This window comes from Bacillus sp. FJAT-27001 (assembly GCF_019039175.1).
Taxonomy (GTDB): domain Bacteria; phylum Bacillota; class Bacilli; order Bacillales; family Bacillaceae; genus Bacillus; species Bacillus velezensis.
This window is the reverse complement of sequence record NZ_JAHOAA010000011.1, coordinates 34,602-55,027: the sequence shown is the minus strand read 5'-3', so window position 1 is coordinate 55,027 and position 20,426 is coordinate 34,602. Positions and strand designations below refer to the sequence as shown.

Here is a 20,426-nt window from a genome sequence, read left to right as displayed (position 1 = left end):
TGAGAGTAGGACGCCGCCAAGCTATCATTACGGTAAAGGCAGCTCATCATGAGCTGCCTTTTTTGTTTTTGAATAAAAACAAAACAAACACCGAAATACGGAAACGCCCATATACTAATTGCAAACTTCAAAAAGGTCCAAATTGTGTATACAATCAACAGCTTAAGGGAAGGCTATTCATACGGAGGTGGGCAAAATGAATGAAACGTCCAGCCATGAAGAAACATGTATTGTGTGTGAAACCAAAAAAAGCAGGGGAATCCATATTTATACGAAATTTATATGTTTAGAGTGTGAGAAGAAAGTAGTTTCCACTCCGACCTCTGATCCGAATTATGAATTTTTCGTTCGTAAACTGAAAAGCCTTCATACACCGACGTTATATTCTTAACCCTGAAAAGGGTTTTTTTTTTGCCTGAAATCAGAGGAGTTTTTACACTTTTTATAAAAGAACTGATACGATAAGAAGAGGAACTTGTTTAGACATGGAATGTAATAGATAATACTGATAAAAGTGAATAAATAGGAGTCGATCAAGTATGAAACCGTTTATTCAATATATGAAATGGACGCTTTGCGGCAGCACAGTTTTTGTATTAGCGGGGATAACCTTCTTTACGATAGGGCATCAGCCTTTTCTGTATTCGCTTTTATACGGGGCAGCCGGCGGAGCCGCTGTCAGTGCGGCCGGCCTGTGGAATGCGAAGCGTCTCTTTTTAAAAAAACACCGGCTGACAAGAAAAGAATATGCTTATATCAAGGAAAATCTTGAGGAAGCAAAGGGTAAAATCATCCGATTACGCAGGGCGCTTTTTCGCTCTAAAAGTATACAAATGCTGAAGCAGAATGCAGAGATACTGCGGATAACCCGACGAATATATCTGCTCACAAAGCAGGAGCCGAAGCGTTTTTATCAGGCAGAGCGTTTCTATTATCAAACGCTTGATTCTGTTGTGGAACTGACGGAAAAGTATGCTCTGCTCTCCTCACAGCCGCGAAAAAATAAAGATTTATCAATGTCCTTGAGTGAGACGAGGATGACTCTGGCAGGGCTTTCCAGAAGGCTGGAAGAGGATCTTCATGAACTGATGAAGGAGGACATCGACGACCTGCACTTTGAATTAGATATGGCAAAGCATTCACTGAGAAAATAAGAAAGGAAGAAGGAAATGGCCAAAGACCGTTCCGACGACAGCATGGGCGCCCAAAATGACCAGACTCCTCTAAAGCTTGCAGATACGCTGCCGGAAGAAAAAAGAGAAGCGGCACTTCAGCTCGCTGAAAAACTGGACCCTGGGAACATGCAAAGCATTGTTCTGTTTGGTTCACAGGCGCAGGCGAATCTTCTGGAATTTTCCCATACGATGATAGAGCACGTGCAAAGAAAAGATGCAGGAGAGATGGGACAAATATTGGCTGATCTGATGATTAAGCTTGACCAGGTAAACCCCGATGATCTGCAGATGAAGAACAAAGGGTTTTTCGCCAGGCTGTTTAAAAGGGTGTCCGGTTCCGTGCAGGAAGTGCTTTCGAAATATCAAAAGACAAGTGTGCAGATTGACCGTATCAGCAGAAGGCTGGAACATTCTAAAAATGTGCTGTTGAGTGACAATAAATTGTTAGATCAGCTGTACGCCCAAAATAAACAATACTTTTCTGATTTAACTATGTATATAGCAGCGGGGGAATTAAAATCAGATGAGCTGAAAACAAAGCTGATACCTGAAGCGGCAAGAAAAGCCGAATTACAAAAACACAATCAAATGGCCGCGCAGGAAGTGAATGATCTTCGCCAGTTTGCCGACCGTCTGGATAAGAGGGTGCATGATCTGCTGCTGAGCAGGCAGATTACGCTTCAGAGTGCGCCGCAAATCCGCCTGATTCAAAACACGAATCAGGCACTGGCAGAGAAAATTCAGTCCTCCATTGTTACGGCTATTCCTTTATGGAAGAATCAAGTCGCCATCGCGCTGACGCTTATGAGGCAGCGGAGTGCGGCAGATGTGCAGCAGAAGGCGGCGGATACGACAAATCAATTGCTGCTGAAAAACGCTGAACTTCTGAAAACAAGTACAGTCGAGACCGCGAAAGCCAATGAGCGCGGACTTGTTGAGGCAGAAACCCTCAAAAAAGTGCAGGAAAGCTTAGTCAGCACACTTGAAGAAATCATGTCTATTCAAGAAGAAGGCAGGATGAAACGCAGGCGTGCCGAGGAGGAGCTTGTTATCATGGAAGGCGATTTAAAAAAGAAGCTGCTTGATATGAGGTCCGGCCGGGATAACGGCTAGATGGCAAAAAGTCTTAGCTTTAAGTTGGCTCGCAGGCACGATATAATAAGAAAGACAGGAAAAGGATTTGTTTAAAAATGGACACACCTTTATATACAGCGCTGATGAAGCATGCGCACCGAAATACGTATTCTTTTCATGTTCCGGGACATCACAATGGAGATGTCTTTTTTGATGAAGCCAAATCTGTATATCAATCTCTTTTATCTATTGATATGACTGAGATCACGGGTCTTGATGACTTGCATCACCCGACGGGGGTCATTAAGGAAGCGCAGGATTTGGTGAGCAGATTTTACGGCTCTCAGGAAAGTTTCTTTCTCGTCAATGGAACGACCGCCGGCAATCTGGCGATGATTTTAGCTGTTTGTGAACCGGGTGAACCCATTCTGATCCAGCGTAATTGTCACAAGTCTGTTTTCCATGCGGCGGCATTGGCCGGAGCCAAGCCGGTTTATTTGGCGCCGGAAATCGATGAAAACATGCATGTGCCGGCACATGTATCCCTTTCAGTCATCGAAAAAGCGCTGGCGTCATATCCGAACGCGAAAGGACTTGTTCTGACCAATCCGACTTACTACGGGCATGCTGCCGATTTGACTGCGGCAGTTAACAAAGCCCATTCATACGGCGTTCCTGTACTGGTGGATGAGGCTCATGGGGCTCACTTTGTGTTAGGCCAGCCTTTCCCGCCTTCATCATTGGCTATGGGGGCAGACGCCGTTGTTCAATCGGCTCACAAAACGCTTCCGGCTATGACGATGGGGTCTTACTTTCATTTGAACAGCACCAGAATTGACAGAGATCGATTAACTTATTATGTAAGCAGTTTGCAAAGCAGCAGCCCGTCATACCCGATTATGGCATCTTTAGATACGGCGCGCGCTTATGTGCAGGATATTGCTGAAAAAGGGACACTTCCCGTTCATATGGAGCACATTGAGAAAATCAAACGAAGGTTCGCATCAATTTCTTCTATTGAAATAATCGAGCCTTCCGGATATGGGCTGCGGGCGGACCCGTTAAAATTAATTCTTCGGTCAAAGCTCGGACATTCCGGCTATTCATTACAACGGATTTTGGAGAGTGAAGGCATTGTTGCCGAGCTGGCTGACGAGTACCAAGTATTGCTCGTACTGCCGATAGGCGGCCGGCGGATGATAGAACAGGCAACCGTAAGAAACATACAGCAGAAACTGGAGAATACACCGCCCGATAAATTGCCGGATGCCGTGAATTGGACATTTCCGTCCATATCGACACTTGAATACCCGCAAAATGAGATGCGGAAGTTTACAAAAGAGCCTGCAGATATAAATAAGGCGGCCGGGCGCTTGCATGCGGGCAACATTATTCCTTATCCGCCGGGAATTCCGCTGATCATGGACGGAGAACGGATAACAGAAGAGATCGTACAAAAGCTTTCCCGTTTAATCGGCATGGACGCGCATATTCAAGGCTTGTTAAACGGGGAACAATTACTTGTCTATATAGAAGAGGAGAAATCATGAGCGGTTTATTTATAACATTTGAAGGTCCTGAAGGTGCAGGGAAAACGACTGTGCTTCAGGAAATGAAAGAGATTCTGTCGGCAGAGGGGCTCCCGGTGACAGCGACAAGAGAACCGGGCGGCATCGACATTGCGGAACAGATCAGAGAAGTGATCTTAAATAAAAACAATACACTGATGGATGCCAAAACGGAGGCGCTGCTTTACGCTGCGGCGAGAAGACAGCATTTAGTCGAAAAGGTGCAGCCTGCATTGAAAGAAGGCCGCATTGTGCTGTGCGATCGTTTCATCGACAGTTCGCTGGCTTACCAAGGCTATGCGAGAGGGCTCGGCATTGATGAAGTCCTTTCTATCAACCAGTTTGCAATCGGCGATACGATGCCTGATGTCACCATCTATTTTTCTATTGAGCCGGAAGAAGGGTTGAAACGGATTACGTCGAATGATTCAAGAGAGAAGAATCGTCTCGATCTTGAGGCCCTGCACTTTCATACGAAAGTACGGGAAGGATACCAAAAGGTAATGCAGCGTTTTCCGGAAAGATTCCATACAATCGACGCATCGAAAAAGAAGGAACTCGTCATTCAGGACGCACTTCAAGTGATAAATGAAGCATTGAAAAAAATTCAGTTGTGACCTGTTTCTCATAAGTTGCTATAATGAATGTAACGATAATGTTCTTTCCAACCTAAAGGGGGCCTAGAGAATGAAACTAATAGTGGCAGTGGTGCAGGATCAGGACAGCAACAGGCTTTTGAAAGTATTAACCGACCACAACTTCAGGGTGACGAAGCTTGCGACAACAGGCGGATTCCTTAAATCAGGCAATACGACGTTTATGATCGGGGTGGAAGATATCCGTGTCGATAAAGCGCTCAGCCTCATTAAAGAGAATGGCTGTAAACGTGATCAGATGATTGCCCCGGTATCCCCGATGGGCGGGAATGCGGATTCCTACGTTCCATATCCCGTCGAAGTGGAAGTCGGCGGAGCGACGGTCTTTGTCCTCCCGGTCGATGAATTTCATCAATTTTAAGGATTTGACGACGTGAAAATAAATTCTGACTTACGTACATTTATTGAGAAAAAGCAGCAGCCTGCTTATAAAGCGGCAGAGCTTTCCGGAACATTTAAAAGTTCAATGGACAGCCAAAGCAGCAAGCTGAAATTTGATCAGCTGAGCAGGTTCTTAACGGATATAGAAACGTTCGGGAAAAGGCTGACGAAGTCGAGAAACTTCAAAGACTTAGCGAAATTCAAAGGATTGGTAAAACGTTTTGTAAAAGAGGCCGTAGACAGCGGGTTATCGCATGAGACGGAGAAAAGCTTTGACCTGTACGGAAGCAGCCGGACTCTGGGGCTTGTGAAAGAAATAGATGAAAAACTGCTTCAGCTGACGGAAGAAATGTTAGATCAGGAAAAACCGGCAATTGATTTGCTGGATCGAATCGGAGAAATAAAAGGTTTATTGATTAACCTTTACACATAGAGAGTGATACAATGGCAATATCATGGAAGGAAATGACCGGGCAGCAGCCCAGAGTGATGCGGCTTTTGCATAACAGCATTGAAAAGAAAAGGCTTTCTCACGCATATCTGTTTGAAGGCAAAAAAGGAACGGGCAAATTGGATGCCGCACTGCTTCTCGCAAAAAGCTTTTTTTGCCTTGAAGACGGGACTGAGCCTTGCGGGGAGTGCCGGAACTGTAAGCGTATTGAATCCGGAAACCATCCCGACCTCCATGTGGTTCAGCCCGACGGATTATCCATTAAAAAGGCTCAGATCCAATCGCTTCAGGAAGAGTTTTCTAAAACAGGACTGGAATCGCATAAAAAGCTGTACATTATATCCCATGCGGATCAAATGACGACAAATGCAGCAAACAGTCTGCTGAAATTTTTAGAGGAGCCGAGTCAAGACACCATCGCAATTCTTATTACTGAGCAGCTCCACCGAATACTGGATACCATCGTTTCGAGATGTCAGGTTCTCCCGTTCCAGCCGCTTCAGCCGAAAGCCATAGAAGAAAGACTGATTGAACAGGAAGTGAGCCCTCACATGGCCCGGCTCTTAGCAAATATGACAAATAATATTGCGGAAGCAGTCGAATTAAGTCGAAATGATGAGTTTGCAGAGTCCAGAGCGAAAGTGATAAAATTGTATGAAGTCTTACATCAGCGGAAAGGACATGCCTTTTTCTTCATTCAGGATCAGTGGGTGCCCTTTTTCAAAGAAAAAACCCATCAAGAAATGGGTCTTGATATGCTCTTATTGATATACCGTGATGTATTATCCATCCAAATTGGAAATGAAGATAAACTGATTTATCAAGACTTATTCCAATCAATAAAACAGCATGCGCTGCAATTTACACAACAAAGCGTTACGAACCAAATTCTCGCTGTTTTAGAAGCAAAAAAACGGCTTCATTCCAATGTGAATGTGCAGGGATTAATGGAGCACTTGGTGTTAACGTTGCAGGAGGGATAAGCTTGTACAACGTAATAGGCGTCCGCTTTAAAAAAGCGGGGAAAATTTATTATTTTGATCCGAACGGATTTGATATAGAACAAGACAGCTGCGTCATTGTTGAAACCGTAAGAGGTGTCGAATACGGGCAGGTTGTCATCGCAAATAAACAAGTGGACGAGCATGATGTTGTGCTTCCGCTTCGAAAGGTCATACGCGTTGCTGATGAACGCGATCTTCTCATTGTAGAAGAAAACAAACAGGAGGCCCTGTCCGCTTTTGAAGTCTGTCAGAAAAAAGTGGCTGACCACGGCTTAGATATGAAGCTGGTTGATGTTGAGTTTACATTTGACCGCAATAAAGTCATTTTTTACTTTACAGCAGACGGACGGGTTGATTTCAGGGAATTGGTCAAAGACTTGGCTTCTATCTTTAAAACGAGAATCGAATTGCGCCAAATCGGGGTGAGGGACGAGGCGAAAATGCTCGGCGGTATCGGACCATGCGGGAGAATGCTTTGCTGCTCCACGTTCCTCGGTGATTTTGAACCGGTGTCCATCAAAATGGCGAAGGATCAAAATTTATCGTTGAACCCAACGAAGATTTCCGGTCTGTGCGGCCGTTTGATGTGCTGTTTGAAGTACGAAAATGATGAGTATGAGACGGCAAAAGAACAGCTGCCGGATTTAGGCGAAATGATTACGACGGCAAACGGCCCCGCAAAGGTTGTCGGTCTTAATATTCTGGAACGGGTGCTTCAGGTGGAACTGAAGAATCGTGAAAAAGTGATAGAATATACTTGGGAAGAGCTCTTGGAAGAGGGCGTCGTATCCGCACAAACCACAGATTAACGAGGTGTGGAACCTTGGATAAAAAAGAGTTATTTGATACTGTCATAAACCTGGAGGAACAAATCGGTTCGCTGTACCGTCAGCTGGGTGACTTAAAGCAGCATATCGGCGAAATGATTGAAGAGAATCACCATCTTCAGCTTGAAAATAAGCATTTGCGTAAGCGGCTTGATGATACGACAGAGCAAATTGAGAAATTCAAAGCCGATCAGAAAGAAACAAAAACACAGAAGGCAGAGCAGAGTGATATAGGAGAAGGGTACGACAATCTGGCCCGGCTGTATCAAGAAGGCTTTCATATTTGCAACGTCCATTATGGGAGCGTCCGCAAGGGAGATTGCCTTTTTTGTCTGTCCTTCTTAAATAAAAAATAAGGAAAAGGCTTCCGCTGATGTCGGAAGCCTTTTTCAAAGAGTGCCGAAAGGAATAAGATTATGGTTTCATTACGTGATGATGAAAGATTGGATTACTTATTAGCAGAGGATATGAAAATAGTACAGAGTCCGACGGTTTTCGCTTTTTCATTAGATGCCGTGCTGCTGTCTAAGTTTGCATACGTTCCGATTCAAAAGGGGAACATCGTTGATTTATGCACGGGGAACGGCATTGTGCCGCTTTTGCTCAGCACAAGGTCAAAAGCTGATATCACCGGGGTTGAAATTCAGGAACGCTTGTATGATATGGCGCTCCGAAGCGTGGAATACAACGGGCTGGGCGGTCAGATCAGTCTCATTCATGATGATCTGAAAAATATGCCGGAAAGACTCGGACATAATAAATATGATATTGTCACCTGCAATCCGCCTTATTTTAAAACACCGAAAGAGGCGGAGCAGAACCTGAACGAGCATCTCAGAATCGCAAGGCACGAAATTCTTTGCACGCTTGAAGATGTGATTTCCGTCAGCAGCAAACTGCTGAAGCAAGGCGGAAAAGCGGCTCTCGTTCATCGGCCGGGGAGGCTTTTGGAAATCTTTGAATTAATGAAAGCGTACCGAATAGAACCGAAACGGGTTCAGTTTATTTATCCGAAACAAGGTAAAGAAGCGAATACCATTTTGGTTGAAGGAATTAAAGGCGGCCGCCCTGATCTCAAAATTCTTCCCCCGCTGTTCGTATACAATGAACAAAATGAATATACGAAAGAGATCCGCACGATTTTATATGGAGACAAATAGTCATTTCTTTTATGTGCTGCTGTGCAATGACAACAGTCTGTATGCCGGTTATACAAATGATCTGCAAAAACGGCTGAAAACCCACAATGAGGGAAAGGGCGCGAAGTACACAAGGGCGCGTAGGCCGGTTTCGTTATGCCATGCGGAATCATTTGAAACAAAACGGGAAGCGATGCAGGCGGAATACCGTTTTAAGCAGCTGACCCGAAAGAAAAAAGAGCAATATATAGAAGAAAAACGACGCAGCAAGGAGGCTGTATATGTTAAGACGCCAGATGAGTTTTAACGGAAAATCTGAAATGGGAACTCTGTACCTTGTTCCTACACCGATCGGCAATTTGGAGGACATGACCTTTCGTGCAGTAGAGACGCTGAAATCGGCCGATGTCATAGCTGCCGAAGATACGAGACAGACGAAAAAGCTGTGCCATGTTTATGACATAGAAACATCTCTCATCAGCTATCATGAACATAATAAAGAAAGCAGCGGCCATAAAATCATTGAATGGCTGAAAAGCGGAAAGAATGTGGCATTGGTCAGTGATGCCGGCATGCCGACAATTTCCGACCCGGGGGCTGAGATTGTGAGAGATTTCACCCAAATCGGCGGATATGTCGTTCCGCTCCCGGGTGCTAATGCGGCATTAACCGCGCTGACCGCATCAGGCATCACCCCGCAGCCGTTTTTCTTCTACGGATTTTTAAACAGACAGAAAAAAGAAAAGAAGAAAGAACTCGAAATCCTGAAAAAACGGCAGGAAACGATGATATTTTACGAAGCGCCGCACAGATTAAAAGAAACATTAATAGCAATGCATGACGTTTTGGGTAATCGAACCATCGCCGTCACGAGAGAATTAACGAAAAAGTACGAGGAATTCATCAGAGGAACCATCGCCGAGGTGATGGAATGGGCAAATGAAGATCAAATCCGCGGTGAGTTCTGTCTCGTTGTCGAAGGAAATCAAACCGCTGAACCGGATGAAGAGGAAAAGCCTTGGTGGACGGAGCTTTCTGAGAAAGAGCATGTGGAGCATTACATAAACGAAGGAGCATCTTCCAAACAGGCCATAAAACAAACAGCGGTAGATCGGGGCGTACCGAAACGAGAGATTTATGACGCTTATCACATTCAATCATAAAAAAAACCGTTCTTGTATCGTAACAAGAACGGTTTTTGTATGAAATAGCTTATTTTTGGTTTTGAAGCTGGTTTTGAATTTCAGAGATGATTTGCTCAGCGCCTTCTTTGCTGAGTACCAATTTGCCGCCGGCAAGTTTAAGGTTATCATCAGAAACTTCACCAGTTACTTGGCAAGTCATGTTTGGTTTATATTTTTTAAGGATGATTTTTTCATCATCAACATAAATTTCAAGAGCGTCTTTTTCTGCGATGCCCAGTGTACGGCGAAGTTCGATAGGGATAACGACGCGTCCAAGTTCATCAACTTTACGTACGATACCAGTAGATTTCATTAACAGTCTCCTCCCGAGAGATAATTATTTTGTAGTTTATATTTTTCTTCGTCATTATTCGACAAAATTCCTTACATTCCTAGCATAACAAGGTTTCCAATAATCGTCAATCTTTTTGTTTACTATTGATTGTAAGAATTAGTTCTTATAGTAAGTAAAGCCTTGGAAATCCTGAAATAACAGGCTTTTTGACTGCTTTTTCGAACCTATTATCCTACTGAAAATCCTTTTAAATCAAGACTTTCGAACCAAGATGTTTTATATTAGTAGATTATATACGACAAATTTCGACATGTTAAGACTTTTTTTAATTTCAATAAAAATTTTTAATTTTATTTACTCTTTTACGCGCAGTACGTATATATCCTTGATCTTAAAGGCTAAGATGGTATCATAGATAGAGGACAAATATCAATATTGTATATCAAATAAAACCGCTCTCGTCCTTTGGGCGTGAGCTTTTCGACATTCTGAATGGGAGGTTGCAACATGCCGCAAGACAATAATACTTTTTATATTACAACCCCGATATATTATCCGAGCGGAAAATTACATATCGGCCATGCTTATACTACCGTGGCCGGCGATGCGATGGCGCGTTACAAAAGATTAAAAGGATTTGACGTACGCTACTTAACCGGAACGGATGAGCACGGACAGAAAATCCAGCAGAAAGCGGAGGAAGAGAATATCACGCCTCAAGCTTATGTGGATCGTGCAGTTGCTGAAATCCAAAAACTATGGAAGCAGCTCGACATTTCTCACGATGATTTCATCCGGACGACGGAAAGCCGGCACAAAGAAATTATCGAGAAAGTGTTTCAAAAACTTCTTGATAATGGTGACATTTACCTGGATGAGTATGAGGGCTGGTACAGCATCCCTGATGAAACATTCTATACGGAAACACAGCTGGTGGATGTAGAAAGAAATGAGAAGGGTGAGGTTGTCGGCGGAAAAAGCCCGGACAGCGGCCATCCGGTCGAATTAATCAACGAGGAGTCATACTTCTTCCGCATGAGCAAATACGCAGACCGCCTGCTGAAGTTTTATGAGGAAAATCCTTCTTTCATCCAGCCTGAATCACGCAAAAATGAAATGATTAACAACTTCATTAAACCGGGGCTTGAAGACTTGGCCGTTTCCAGAACGACGTTCGACTGGGGCGTAAAAGTGCCGGGAAATCCGAAGCATGTCGTGTATGTATGGATTGACGCACTGTTCAACTATATAACAGCGCTCGGTTACGATACGGAAAATGATGAGCTTTACAAAAAGTATTGGCCGGCTGACGTCCATCTTGTCGGTAAAGAAATTGTCCGTTTTCATACCATTTACTGGCCGATTATGCTGATGGCGCTTGATCTCCCGCTGCCTAAGCAAGTATTCGCGCATGGCTGGTTATTGATGAAAGACGGAAAAATGTCGAAATCAAAAGGAAATGTCGTTGATCCGGTAACGTTAATTGAACGCTACGGCTTGGATGAGCTTCGCTATTACCTGCTTCGCGAAGTACCGTTCGGTTCAGACGGTGTCTTTACGCCGGAAGGTTTCGTAGAACGGATTAATTATGACTTGGCGAACGACTTAGGAAACCTTCTGAATCGTACAGTCGCGATGATCCAAAAATATTTTGACGGTGAGATTGGTTCATATGAAGGAAATGTGACCGATTTTGATTCAGAGCTTTCTTCTGTAGCCGGTGAAACGGTTAAAGCTTATGAAAAGGCAATGGAAAACATGGAGTTTTCAGTCGCTTTATCAACGCTATGGCAATTAATCAGCCGTACGAACAAATATATTGATGAAACTGCTCCGTGGGTGCTTGCTAAAGATCAGGAAAAAGAAAAAGAATTACGTTCCGTCATGTATCATTTAGCTGAATCTTTACGTATCTCAGCCGTATTGCTCCAGCCTTTCTTGACACAAACGCCTGAAAAAATGTTTGCCCAGCTCGGAGTTGAGGATCAGTCTCTTAAAGCATGGGACAGCATTCAGACATTCGGCCAATTGAAGAACGCGAAAGTGAAAAAAGGGGAACCGCTTTTCCCTCGTCTTGAAGCTGAAGAGGAAGTAGCTTACATCAAGCAAAAAATGCAAGGAACTGCTCCTGCTAAAGAAGAAAAGGCGGAAGAGCCGCAAGAAGCAGAGCGTCTTCCTGAAATTACGTTTGATCAATTTATGGATACAGAACTTCGCGTCGCAGAAGTCTTGTCCGCAGAGCCGGTGAAAAAAGCAGATCGGCTGCTGAAATTGCAAATTGATCTGGGCTTTGAACAGCGCCAAGTTGTATCAGGTATCGCGAAGCATTACACACCGGATCAGCTTGTGGGAATGAAGATCATTTGTGTAACGAATCTAAAACCGGTAAAACTGAGAGGCGAGCTTTCTCAAGGAATGATACTGGCAGGAGAATCGGACGGCGTTCTCAAAGTTGTAGCTGTCGACCAGTCATTACCGAAAGGCACTCGAATTAAATAATAGATGCAAAAGGTGTTTCACGTGTAACATTCCGTCGAACACCTTTTGTTTTTCAACAAGAAAGGAGTTTTTATGATGCTTTTTGATACACATGCGCACTTAAATGCCGAGCAATTTGACACAGACTTAGAGGAAGTCATTGCGCGTGCAAAGGCTGAAAAAGTTGAACGGATCGTCGTTGTCGGATTCGACAAACCCACTATCACGCGTGCGATGGAGCTGATTGAGGAATATGACTTTATATACGCTGCGATCGGCTGGCATCCGGTAGACGCAATTGACATGACAGAGGAAGATTTATCATGGATTAAGGAACTGTCCTCTCACGAAAAAGTCGTGGCAATCGGAGAGATGGGCCTTGATTATCACTGGGATAAATCACCAAAAGACGTTCAGAAAGAAGTATTCCGGAAACAAATCGCTCTCGCCAAAGAAGTGAACCTTCCAATTATCATTCATAATCGTGATGCAACGGAAGATGTTGTCACGATTTTGAAAGAAGCGGGGGCGGAAGAAGTCGGCGGTATTATGCACTGCTTTACGGGGAGCGCGGAGGTTGCGCGGCAGTGTATGGATATGAATTTTTATATTTCATTCGGCGGACCGGTTACCTTCAAAAATGCGAAGAAACCAAAAGAAGTAGCAAAGGAAATTCCGAATGACCGTTTGCTGATTGAAACGGACTGTCCTTTCCTGACACCGCATCCTTTCCGCGGTAAACGAAATGAGCCAAGCTACGTAAAATATGTTGCTGAACAGCTCGCTGAATTAAAAGGGCTGACATATGAAGAAATTGCCTCAATTACAACCGAAAACGCAAAAAGACTTTTCCGCATGAACTGACAGAATGCGCTGTCGTAACGTGTAAAGGCTTGTCCGATTCAGTGGATATGTAAAACGGTTCTACAAGCTTCCTTCTCCTCATAAGATAGGTTGTCGATATGTCTCTCTTCCTTTTTTTGCTTTGTTTTTGCATAATGAGGGATACGCTGAAGGTTTTTCATCTTCGAGATGGGAGGGTTGACAGCATTTTAGATACTCTATATAATCTCTCCGAGGAGAAGGAGGCGTTTTTCATCACACAAAAAATGAAAAAACTGTTTTCCGTAAAGCTTGGTAAAAGCAAGGTTATTCTTATTGCAGCTATTATTCTGCTGGGCGGAACCGGGACTGCATACGGGGCACATGAGCTCTCAAAACAATCAGTTTCTGTTTCTATCAACGGCAAGAAAAAGCAAATACGCACTCATGCAAAAACGGTTGGGGAACTTCTGGAAGATTTACATATAGAGACGAGAAATGAAGACCGGATTACCCCGTCTAAGCAGACAGCATTGGCAGACAACATGAATGTCGTGTATGAAGCTGCAAAGCAGATCCGTGTGACAAGAGGCGGAGAAGAAAAGACTTTATGGTCAACGGCAAAAACAGTCGGCGCATTTCTGAACGAACAGCATACACCTGTGAATCAGCACGATAAAATAGATCCAGCAGCAGATACGAAGGTGACAAACGGCATGAAAGTCACGGTCGACCCGGCTTTTCAGGTCACTGTAAATGATGCGGGAAAGAAAAAGAAAATATGGACGACTTCGACTACGGTCGCTGACTTTTTAACGCAGCATAAGATGGACATGAAAGACGAAGATAAAGTAAAACCGGCATTACACGAAAAGCTCACAAAAAATCAGGCCGGCATACAAATCACTCGTATCGAAAAAGTCACCGATGTAGTTGAGGAAAAAATAGCGTATCAAGTGAAAGAAAAAGAAGATGCGTCTCTCGACAGCGGGAAAGAAAAGATCGTTCAAAAAGGAAAAGAAGGCAAACTTAAAAAGCATTTTCATGTTGTCAAAGAAAATGGAAAAGAAGTTTCAAGAAAGCTTGTTAAAGAAGAAACATCTGAAAAAAGCAAAGATCAAATCATTGCGGTCGGCACAAAGCGGCACAGTCCCAAGATTGAGCAGCTCAGTGCACCTGTGAAGGCATCTTCTGGCGAAACCGGATCTTCCGGTAAAGTGATTACCGTGTCTTCCACGGCTTATACCGCAAGCTGCAGCGGCTGTTCCGGCCATACGGCTACAGGCGTTAACCTGACAAGCAATCCGAATGCTAAAGTCATTGCGGTAGACCCAAGCGTCATTCCGCTCGGCACAAGAGTCCACGTAGACGGATACGGGGATGCCGTGGCCGCTGATACAGGCTCAGCCATTAAAGGAAGACGGATTGATGTCTTTTTCCCTGAAAAATCTTCGGCTTACCGCTGGGGAAAGAAACAGGTCAAAATAAAAATCTTAAATTAATTCCGATTCACTCAGAGGGTTTTGCGCCCTCTGTTTTTTTCGTTATAATAGGTAAAGTGTATTTTCAGTATATTAGACGTGACATGTAAGCAAAGGTTTCGTTTTGGATATAAAAAGTTTTTTTGGAGGAAGTAATGAAAATTAAAGAAATTATTGTAGTCGAGGGACGCGATGACACTGCGCGCATAAAACTTGCCGTTGATGCGGATACGATCGAGACAAACGGTTCCGCAATCGGAGACGAAGTCATCAGACAGATTCGGCTGGCGCAGGAAACGAGAGGGGTCATCGTGCTGACGGACCCGGATTTTCCGGGGGAAAAGATCCGGAAAACCATTTCTGAAGCAGTACCCGGCTGTAAACACGCATTTCTGCCCAAACATCTTGCCAAACCGAAAAACAAGCGCGGCATTGGCGTTGAGCACGCATCCATTGAAAGCATCAGAGCATGTCTGGAAAATGTGCATGAAGAGATGGAGGCAAAGCCGAGTGAGATTTCAGCTGAAGATGTCATACAGGCCGGTCTGATCGGCGGACCGGCTGCCAAAAGACGCCGCGAACGATTGGGCGACCTGCTGAAGATCGGCTATACAAACGGCAAGCAGCTTCAAAAACGGCTGCAAATGTTTCAAATCAAAAGAAGTGATTTTATTGATGCGCTCGATGCTATGAGGCAGGAGGAACAGGATGAACAATAAAGATATCGCGACACCTATCAGAACGAAGGAAATTCTGAAAAAGTACGGTTTCTCTTTTAAAAAGAGTCTGGGACAGAATTTCTTAATTGATACAAATATATTGGACAGAATTGTGGACCATGCGGAAATTACGGATCGGACCGGAGTCATTGAAATCGGGCCCGGAATCGGCGCGCTGACAGAGCAGCTTGCCAAACGGGCGAAAAAGGTCGTCGCGTTTGAAATTGATCAGCGCCTGCTTCCCATTCTCAATGATACGCTGTCTCCGTATGACAATGTAACGATCATTCATCAAGATGTGCTGAAAGCAGACGTCAAATCTGTCATTGAAGAGCAGTTTCAGGATTGTGATGAAATTATGGTGACGGCGAATCTCCCATATTATGTGACGACGCCGATCATCATGAAGCTTTTGGAAGAACATCTTCCGTTAAAAGGAATTGTCGTGATGCTGCAAAAAGAGGTCGCTGAGCGGATGGCCGCTGATCCTTCCTCTAAGGAGTACGGATCGCTTTCCATTGCGGTTCAGTTCTATACGGAGGCCAAAACCGTCATGACCGTCCCGAAAACGGTGTTTGTGCCTCAGCCTAATGTCGATTCTGCCGTCATCCGTCTCTTGCTTCGTGACGGCCCGGCGGTTGACGTCGATAATGAACCGTTTTTCTTCCAGCTGATTAAAGCAAGCTTCGCACAGCGCCGGAAAACCTTGCTTAACAACCTTGTGAACAATCTTCCGGGCGGAAAAGAGAAAAAAGCTCAAATTGAAGAAGTTCTTCAAGAAACGAATATTGACGGAAAGCGGCGCGGTGAATCCCTGTCCATAGAAGAATTCGCGCTCCTGTCCAACGGATTGCATAAAGCCCTTTTCTAAGAGGGCTTTTTGTTTTGCGTCACCACTTGGACTGCCGCTACATAGGCTAGAGGAGAACCTTATTCATTCAACTGCAAGAAAAGCTTGAAACATCAAGCGCCGCAGCGGAAAGAGGTGTATTTGCCAAGACTTCTTTCATGATGAGGCTTAGTCTATTTGTGGAGTGGGTAACGTGCAATTTCAAATAGGAGATATGGTAGCCAGGAAATCCTATCAAATGGATGTTTTATTTCGCATTATCGGTATAGAGCAAACAAGCAACGGAAATTCAATTGCCATCCTGCATGGTGACGAAGTCAGATTGATTGCGGATGCTGATTTTTCTGATTTGGAGCCTGTCAGAAAAGACGAACAGGCCATGAGAAAGAAAAGAGATGAAAGCAGGATGAATGAATCTCTCGAGCTGCTCCGCCAGGATTATAAGCTGCTTCGGGAAAAACAGGAATATTATGCGACAAATCAATATCAGCATCAGGAGCACTACTTTCATATGCCCGGAAAGGTATTGCATCTGGACGGCGATGAGGCCTATTTGAAAAAGTGCCTGAACTTTTATGAAAAAATCGGTGTGCCGGTATACGGAATTCATTGCCATGAGAAAAAAATGCCGGCATCAATTGACGAGCTGCTTGATAAATACAGGCCGGATATTTTAGTCATCACCGGCCATGATGCATATTCCAAGCATAAGGGAGGCGTGAACGATTTAAGCGCCTACAGGCATTCCAAACACTTTGTCGAAACCGTTCAAAGAGCGAGGCGTAAAGTCCCTCATTTGGATCAGCTGGTCATATTCGCGGGGGCCTGCCAATCTCATTTCGAGTCTTTAATCAGAGCGGGCGCGAATTTCGCAAGTTCTCCGTCACGCGTCAATATCCACGCGCTTGACCCGGTATATATTGTCGCGAAAATCAGCTTCACCCCGTTTATGGAGCGGATCAATGTATGGGATGTCCTGAGAAATACGCTGACGAGAGAGAAAGGGCTGGGAGGAATTGAAACGAAGGGTGTGCTGCGTGTCGGTATGCCGTATAAATCAAATGGATGAGTGATAAAACCCGCATATATTTCGCTATGCGGGTTAATTATTTTACATATTGATACATAAATTTCCGGAACTTGTGAAAAATAACGCAGAAATCAATAGAATTTTGTCAAAATAATTTTGTTGACAATGACTTATTAACGTTGATATAATTTAAATTTTATTTGACAAAATTGGGCTCTTGTTGTACAATAAATGTAGTGAGGTGGATGCAATGGCGAAGACGTTGTCCGATATAAAAAGATCGCTTGATGGGAATTTAGGTAAACGGCTTACGTTAAAAGCAAACGGCGGCCGCCGAAAAACGATTGAGCGTTCGGGCATTTTAGCTGAGACGTACCCTTCTGTTTTTGTGATACAACTAGATCAAGACGAGAATTCGTTTGAAAGAGTTTCATACAGTTATGCTGATATTCTGACTGAGACTGTTGAATTGACATTCAATGACGATGCGGCAAGCTCAGTAGCATTTTAATGGGCAGTGAACCTTTTGTTTACTGCTTTTTGTTTTGCCTTCTAAAGCTCTTCTAATTATTCCCTCGAAAGTTTCAGCCGATTAAACGGAAGCTATAAGTGTCACATGTTTTATCGTGGCGTGCACGAATGGTGATCAATTCTATAAAAGGGGTTGTTTCGTTTGGGCAGACGTCGTGGAGTTATGTCAGATGAGTTCAAATATGAGCTGGCGAAGGACCTTGGTTTTTACGATACGGTGAAAAACGAGGGCTGGGGAGGCATTCGGGCGCGTGACGCCGGGAATATGGTAAAGCGCGCGATTGAGATTGCCGAACAGCAGATGGCGGCTCAGAACCAAAATAACCGATAATGCAGTGGCCCGGGGGACAATCCGTTCCCCGGTTTTTTCTATCGGCTGTCAAAACCGGCTTCAATTTCGGATAAGTACCTCCGGGTCTCCAAATGTGATACAATGTTCATACTTATGTTTAGATGGAGAAGTAGGTGAAAGCTATGCGTATTTTAGAAAAAGCGCCGGCCAAAATCAATCTGTCCCTCGATGTGACGAGTAAACGCCCGGATGGTTATCACGAAGTGGAGATGATCATGACGACAATTGATTTGGCAGATCGGATTGAACTGACAGAACTGCCCGAAAACGTTATCAGAGTGGCGTCGCATAATCGCTTTGTTCCGGATGATCAAAGGAATCTGGCTTATCAGGCAGCCAAACTGCTTAAAGAACGATTTCAAGTCAAAAAAGGCGTTTCCATTATGATTACAAAAGTGATCCCTGTAGCGGCAGGGCTTGCCGGCGGAAGCAGCGATGCGGCAGCCACGCTCAGAGGGCTGAACAGGCTTTGGGATTTAAAGCTTTCTGTCGAAGAGCTCGCGGAGCTTGGAGCTGAAATCGGTTCAGACGTGTCCTTCTGTGTATACGGAGGAACTGCCCTGGCAACCGGACGCGGTGAGAAGATCAGGCACATCAGTGCTCCGCCTCATTGCTGGGTCGTGCTCGCCAAACCGACGATCGGGGTATCGACTGCCGAAGTGTACCGCCGGCTGAACTTACAGCAGGTTCGGCATCCGGATGTGCAGGCGATGATTGACGCGATTGAAGAAAAAAGCTTCCAAAAGGTATGCGGACAATTAGGAAACGTATTGGAGTCGGTTACGCTCAGCCTCCATCCCGAGGTGGCGATGATTAAAAATCAAATGAAACGCTTCGGCGCTGATGCGGTGTTAATGAGCGGAAGCGGACCGACTGTATTCGGTTTGGTTCAATACGAATCGAAGGTGCAGCGGATTTATAACGGGTTAAGAGGTTTCTGTGATCAAGTGTACGCGGTGCGGATGATCGGCGAACAGAATGCTCTTGATTAAATCCGTATGTTAAGTTATATTATTTTTAAATTATTCGGATTTTGGGGGTAAGTTCATGAAGTTTCGTCGCAGCGGCAGATTGGTGGACTTAACAAATTATTTGTTAACCCATCCGCATGAATTAATACCGTTAACGTTTTTCTCAGAACGGTATCAATCAGCAAAGTCATCAATCAGTGAAGATTTAACGATTATTAAACAGACCTTTGAACAGCAAGGCATTGGGACGCTGCTTACAGTGCCGGGAGCTGCCGGAGGCGTCAAATACATTCCGAAAGTGAAACAGGCTGAAGCAGAAGCGTTTATACAGGAGCTGGGACAGTCTTTAGTAAATCCTGAGCGTATCCTTCCGGGCGGTTATGTATATTTAACGGATATCTTAGGAAAACCATCTGTCCTCTCTCATGTAGGCAGGCTTTTTGCTTCCGTTTTTGCGGAGCGGGAGATTGATGTGGTGATGACCGTTGCGACAAAAGGAATCCCTCTTGCTTACGCAGCGGCCAGTTATCTGAACGTTCCGGTTGTCATCGTGCGAAAAGACAATAAAGTGACGGAAGGCTCCACGGTGAGCATCAATTATGTATCAGGGTCATCTAACCGCATTCAAACGATGTCGCTTGCGAAAAGAAGTTTGGCTACGGGTTCGAACGTTTTGATTATTGACGATTTTATGAAAGCCGGCGGCACCATTAACGGCATGATCAGCCTGCTTGATGAGTTTAATGCAAACGTTGCGGGAATAGGCGTCTTGGTTGAAGCCGAGGGAGTGAACGAACGGCTTGTCGATGAATACATGTCACTGCTCACGCTTTCAACCATCAATATGAAAGACAAAACGATTGAGATTCAAAACGGCAATTTTCTGCGATTTTTTAAAGAACAGCATTTAAAGAATGGGGAGACAGAAAAATGACAAAAGCAATCCATACAAAACACGCGCCGGCAGCGATCGGGCCATATTCACAGGGAATCATCGTAAACAACATGTTTTACAGCTCAGGCCAGATTCCTCTTACTGCTGAAGGAGAAATGGTAAACGGTGATATCACAGAACAAACGCATCAGGTGTTCAGCAATTTAAAAGCTGTGCTGAAAGAAGCGGGCGCTTCTCTCGAGACGGTTGTCAAAGCAACGGTGTTTATTGCTGATATGGAGCAGTTTGCGGAAGTGAATGAAGTGTACGGACAATACTTTGATGTACATAAGCCGGCAAGGTCTTGTGTGGAAGTGGCGAGACTGCCGAAAGACGCTCTCGTGGAAATTGAAGTCATTGCGCTGGTGAAATCTTAAATCTCAGAAAAGTGGTTCCGGTCTCCGGGATCACTTTTTTTATGCAGTATATGATCCCCAAATATGGTTTATCACCTAATTGTGTATGTATATCCTATATTTTCAAAAAAACTTTTTGAAACGTGCA

25 protein-coding genes are annotated in these 20,426 nt (G+C 44.4%); 24 read left to right on the top strand and 1 reads right to left on the bottom strand.

Annotation, left to right across the window (positions count from 1 at the left end; genetic code table 11):
• The first annotated feature begins 196 nt into the window (after positions 1–196).
• The 13 genes from BGM27_RS19440 to rsmI all read left to right on the top strand — a co-directional run bounded on the left by BGM27_RS19440 (position 197) and on the right by rsmI (position 9,438).
• Entirely contained in the window at positions 197–391 is a 195-nt protein-coding gene (locus BGM27_RS19440) for a sigma factor G inhibitor Gin (RefSeq protein ID WP_007409914.1), read from the top strand.
• A 148-nt stretch (positions 392–539) separates the two neighbouring features.
• On the top strand, positions 540–1,154 hold the full coding sequence (locus BGM27_RS19435; RefSeq protein WP_007409915.1) for a 5-bromo-4-chloroindolyl phosphate hydrolysis family protein: 615 nt from the start codon (positions 540–542) through the stop codon (positions 1,152–1,154).
• Between the two features lie 15 nt (positions 1,155–1,169).
• Positions 1,170–2,288 carry a toxic anion resistance protein gene (locus BGM27_RS19430; RefSeq protein WP_007409916.1) on the top strand — a complete coding sequence of 373 codons (1,119 nt, stop codon included), beginning with the start codon at positions 1,170–1,172 and terminating at the stop codon, positions 2,286–2,288.
• 77 nt (positions 2,289–2,365) lie between these two features.
• Positions 2,366–3,799: an aminotransferase class I/II-fold pyridoxal phosphate-dependent enzyme gene (locus BGM27_RS19425; RefSeq protein ID WP_007409917.1), complete on the top strand. Its 1,434-nt coding sequence runs from the start codon at positions 2,366–2,368 to the stop codon at positions 3,797–3,799.
• Entirely contained in the window at positions 3,796–4,434 is a 639-nt protein-coding gene (tmk, locus tag BGM27_RS19420; protein WP_007409918.1) for a dTMP kinase, read from the top strand. The genes BGM27_RS19425 and tmk overlap by 4 nt, the downstream gene beginning before the upstream one ends.
• A 70-nt stretch (positions 4,435–4,504) precedes the next feature.
• Entirely contained in the window at positions 4,505–4,834 is a 330-nt protein-coding gene (gene darA, locus BGM27_RS19415; RefSeq protein WP_004264734.1) for a cyclic di-AMP receptor DarA, read from the top strand.
• A 12-nt stretch (positions 4,835–4,846) separates the two neighbouring features.
• Complete coding sequence (locus tag BGM27_RS19410; RefSeq protein WP_004264730.1) at positions 4,847–5,287, top strand: YaaR family protein; 441 nt, start codon at positions 4,847–4,849, stop codon at positions 5,285–5,287.
• 11 nt (positions 5,288–5,298) lie between these two features.
• A complete protein-coding gene (gene holB / locus BGM27_RS19405; RefSeq protein ID WP_007409919.1) occupies positions 5,299–6,288 on the top strand; it encodes a DNA polymerase III subunit delta' in 990 nt (329 codons plus the stop codon).
• A 2-nt stretch (positions 6,289–6,290) separates the two neighbouring features.
• Positions 6,291–7,118, top strand: a complete 828-nt coding sequence (ricT, locus tag BGM27_RS19400; protein WP_004264723.1) for a competence/sporulation regulator complex protein RicT — start codon at positions 6,291–6,293, stop codon at positions 7,116–7,118.
• Between the two features lie 14 nt (positions 7,119–7,132).
• Positions 7,133–7,492, top strand: coding sequence for a replication initiation-control protein YabA (gene yabA, locus BGM27_RS19395; RefSeq protein ID WP_004264720.1), 360 nt, complete (start codon positions 7,133–7,135; stop codon positions 7,490–7,492).
• Positions 7,493–7,552: 60 nt separating this feature from the next.
• Complete coding sequence (locus BGM27_RS19390) at positions 7,553–8,296, top strand: tRNA1(Val) (adenine(37)-N6)-methyltransferase (protein WP_007409920.1); 744 nt, start codon at positions 7,553–7,555, stop codon at positions 8,294–8,296.
• Complete coding sequence (locus tag BGM27_RS19385) at positions 8,283–8,582, top strand: GIY-YIG nuclease family protein (protein WP_007409921.1); 300 nt, start codon at positions 8,283–8,285, stop codon at positions 8,580–8,582. The genes BGM27_RS19390 and BGM27_RS19385 overlap by 14 nt, the downstream gene beginning before the upstream one ends.
• Positions 8,557–9,438: a 16S rRNA (cytidine(1402)-2'-O)-methyltransferase gene (rsmI, locus tag BGM27_RS19380; protein ID WP_020953847.1), complete on the top strand. Its 882-nt coding sequence runs from the start codon at positions 8,557–8,559 to the stop codon at positions 9,436–9,438. The genes BGM27_RS19385 and rsmI overlap by 26 nt, the downstream gene beginning before the upstream one ends.
• Before the next feature lie 49 nt (positions 9,439–9,487).
• On the opposite strand, the gene abrB is transcribed toward rsmI, so the two are convergent.
• On the bottom strand, positions 9,488–9,778 hold the full coding sequence (gene abrB, locus BGM27_RS19375; RefSeq protein WP_169510469.1) for a transition state genes transcriptional regulator AbrB: 291 nt from the start codon (positions 9,776–9,778) through the stop codon (positions 9,488–9,490).
• 483 nt (positions 9,779–10,261) lie between these two features.
• Between abrB and metG the strand changes: the two genes are divergently transcribed.
• The 11 genes from metG to ridA all read left to right on the top strand — a co-directional run bounded on the left by metG (position 10,262) and on the right by ridA (position 20,299).
• Positions 10,262–12,253 carry a methionine--tRNA ligase gene (gene metG, locus BGM27_RS19370; protein ID WP_007409923.1) on the top strand — a complete coding sequence of 664 codons (1,992 nt, stop codon included), beginning with the start codon at positions 10,262–10,264 and terminating at the stop codon, positions 12,251–12,253.
• Between the two features lie 75 nt (positions 12,254–12,328).
• Positions 12,329–13,096, top strand: a complete 768-nt coding sequence (locus tag BGM27_RS19365; protein WP_007409924.1) for a TatD family hydrolase — start codon at positions 12,329–12,331, stop codon at positions 13,094–13,096.
• A 134-nt stretch (positions 13,097–13,230) separates the two neighbouring features.
• The gene (locus tag BGM27_RS19360) at positions 13,231–14,556 is read left to right on the top strand and encodes a resuscitation-promoting factor (protein ID WP_023356663.1); all 1,326 of its coding nucleotides are present in this window, start codon (positions 13,231–13,233) and stop codon (positions 14,554–14,556) included.
• 134 nt (positions 14,557–14,690) lie between these two features.
• Positions 14,691–15,254: a ribonuclease M5 gene (rnmV, locus tag BGM27_RS19355; protein ID WP_004264696.1), complete on the top strand. Its 564-nt coding sequence runs from the start codon at positions 14,691–14,693 to the stop codon at positions 15,252–15,254.
• A complete protein-coding gene (gene rsmA, locus BGM27_RS19350) occupies positions 15,244–16,125 on the top strand; it encodes a 16S rRNA (adenine(1518)-N(6)/adenine(1519)-N(6))-dimethyltransferase RsmA (protein WP_004264694.1) in 882 nt (293 codons plus the stop codon). Before rnmV ends, rsmA begins: the two co-directional genes overlap by 11 nt.
• Positions 16,126–16,297: 172 nt before the next feature.
• Positions 16,298–17,173: a sporulation peptidase YabG gene (gene yabG / locus BGM27_RS19345; RefSeq protein ID WP_004264691.1), complete on the top strand. Its 876-nt coding sequence runs from the start codon at positions 16,298–16,300 to the stop codon at positions 17,171–17,173.
• A 211-nt stretch (positions 17,174–17,384) separates the two neighbouring features.
• Positions 17,385–17,645 (top strand): biofilm formation stimulator Veg, encoded by a 261-nt coding sequence (gene veg / locus BGM27_RS19340; RefSeq protein WP_003218330.1) that lies wholly within the window; start codon positions 17,385–17,387, stop codon positions 17,643–17,645.
• Between the two features lie 162 nt (positions 17,646–17,807).
• Complete coding sequence (locus tag BGM27_RS19335; RefSeq protein WP_011996172.1) at positions 17,808–17,996, top strand: small, acid-soluble spore protein, alpha/beta type; 189 nt, start codon at positions 17,808–17,810, stop codon at positions 17,994–17,996.
• A 143-nt stretch (positions 17,997–18,139) separates the two neighbouring features.
• Positions 18,140–19,009, top strand: a complete 870-nt coding sequence (gene ispE / locus BGM27_RS19330; protein ID WP_007409927.1) for a 4-(cytidine 5'-diphospho)-2-C-methyl-D-erythritol kinase — start codon at positions 18,140–18,142, stop codon at positions 19,007–19,009.
• A gap of 55 nt (positions 19,010–19,064) precedes the next feature.
• Positions 19,065–19,922 (top strand): pur operon repressor, encoded by an 858-nt coding sequence (gene purR, locus BGM27_RS19325; RefSeq protein ID WP_004264666.1) that lies wholly within the window; start codon positions 19,065–19,067, stop codon positions 19,920–19,922.
• Entirely contained in the window at positions 19,919–20,299 is a 381-nt protein-coding gene (ridA, locus tag BGM27_RS19320; protein ID WP_004264663.1) for a 2-iminobutanoate/2-iminopropanoate deaminase, read from the top strand. The genes purR and ridA overlap by 4 nt, the downstream gene beginning before the upstream one ends.
• Positions 20,300–20,426 lie beyond the last annotated feature (127 nt).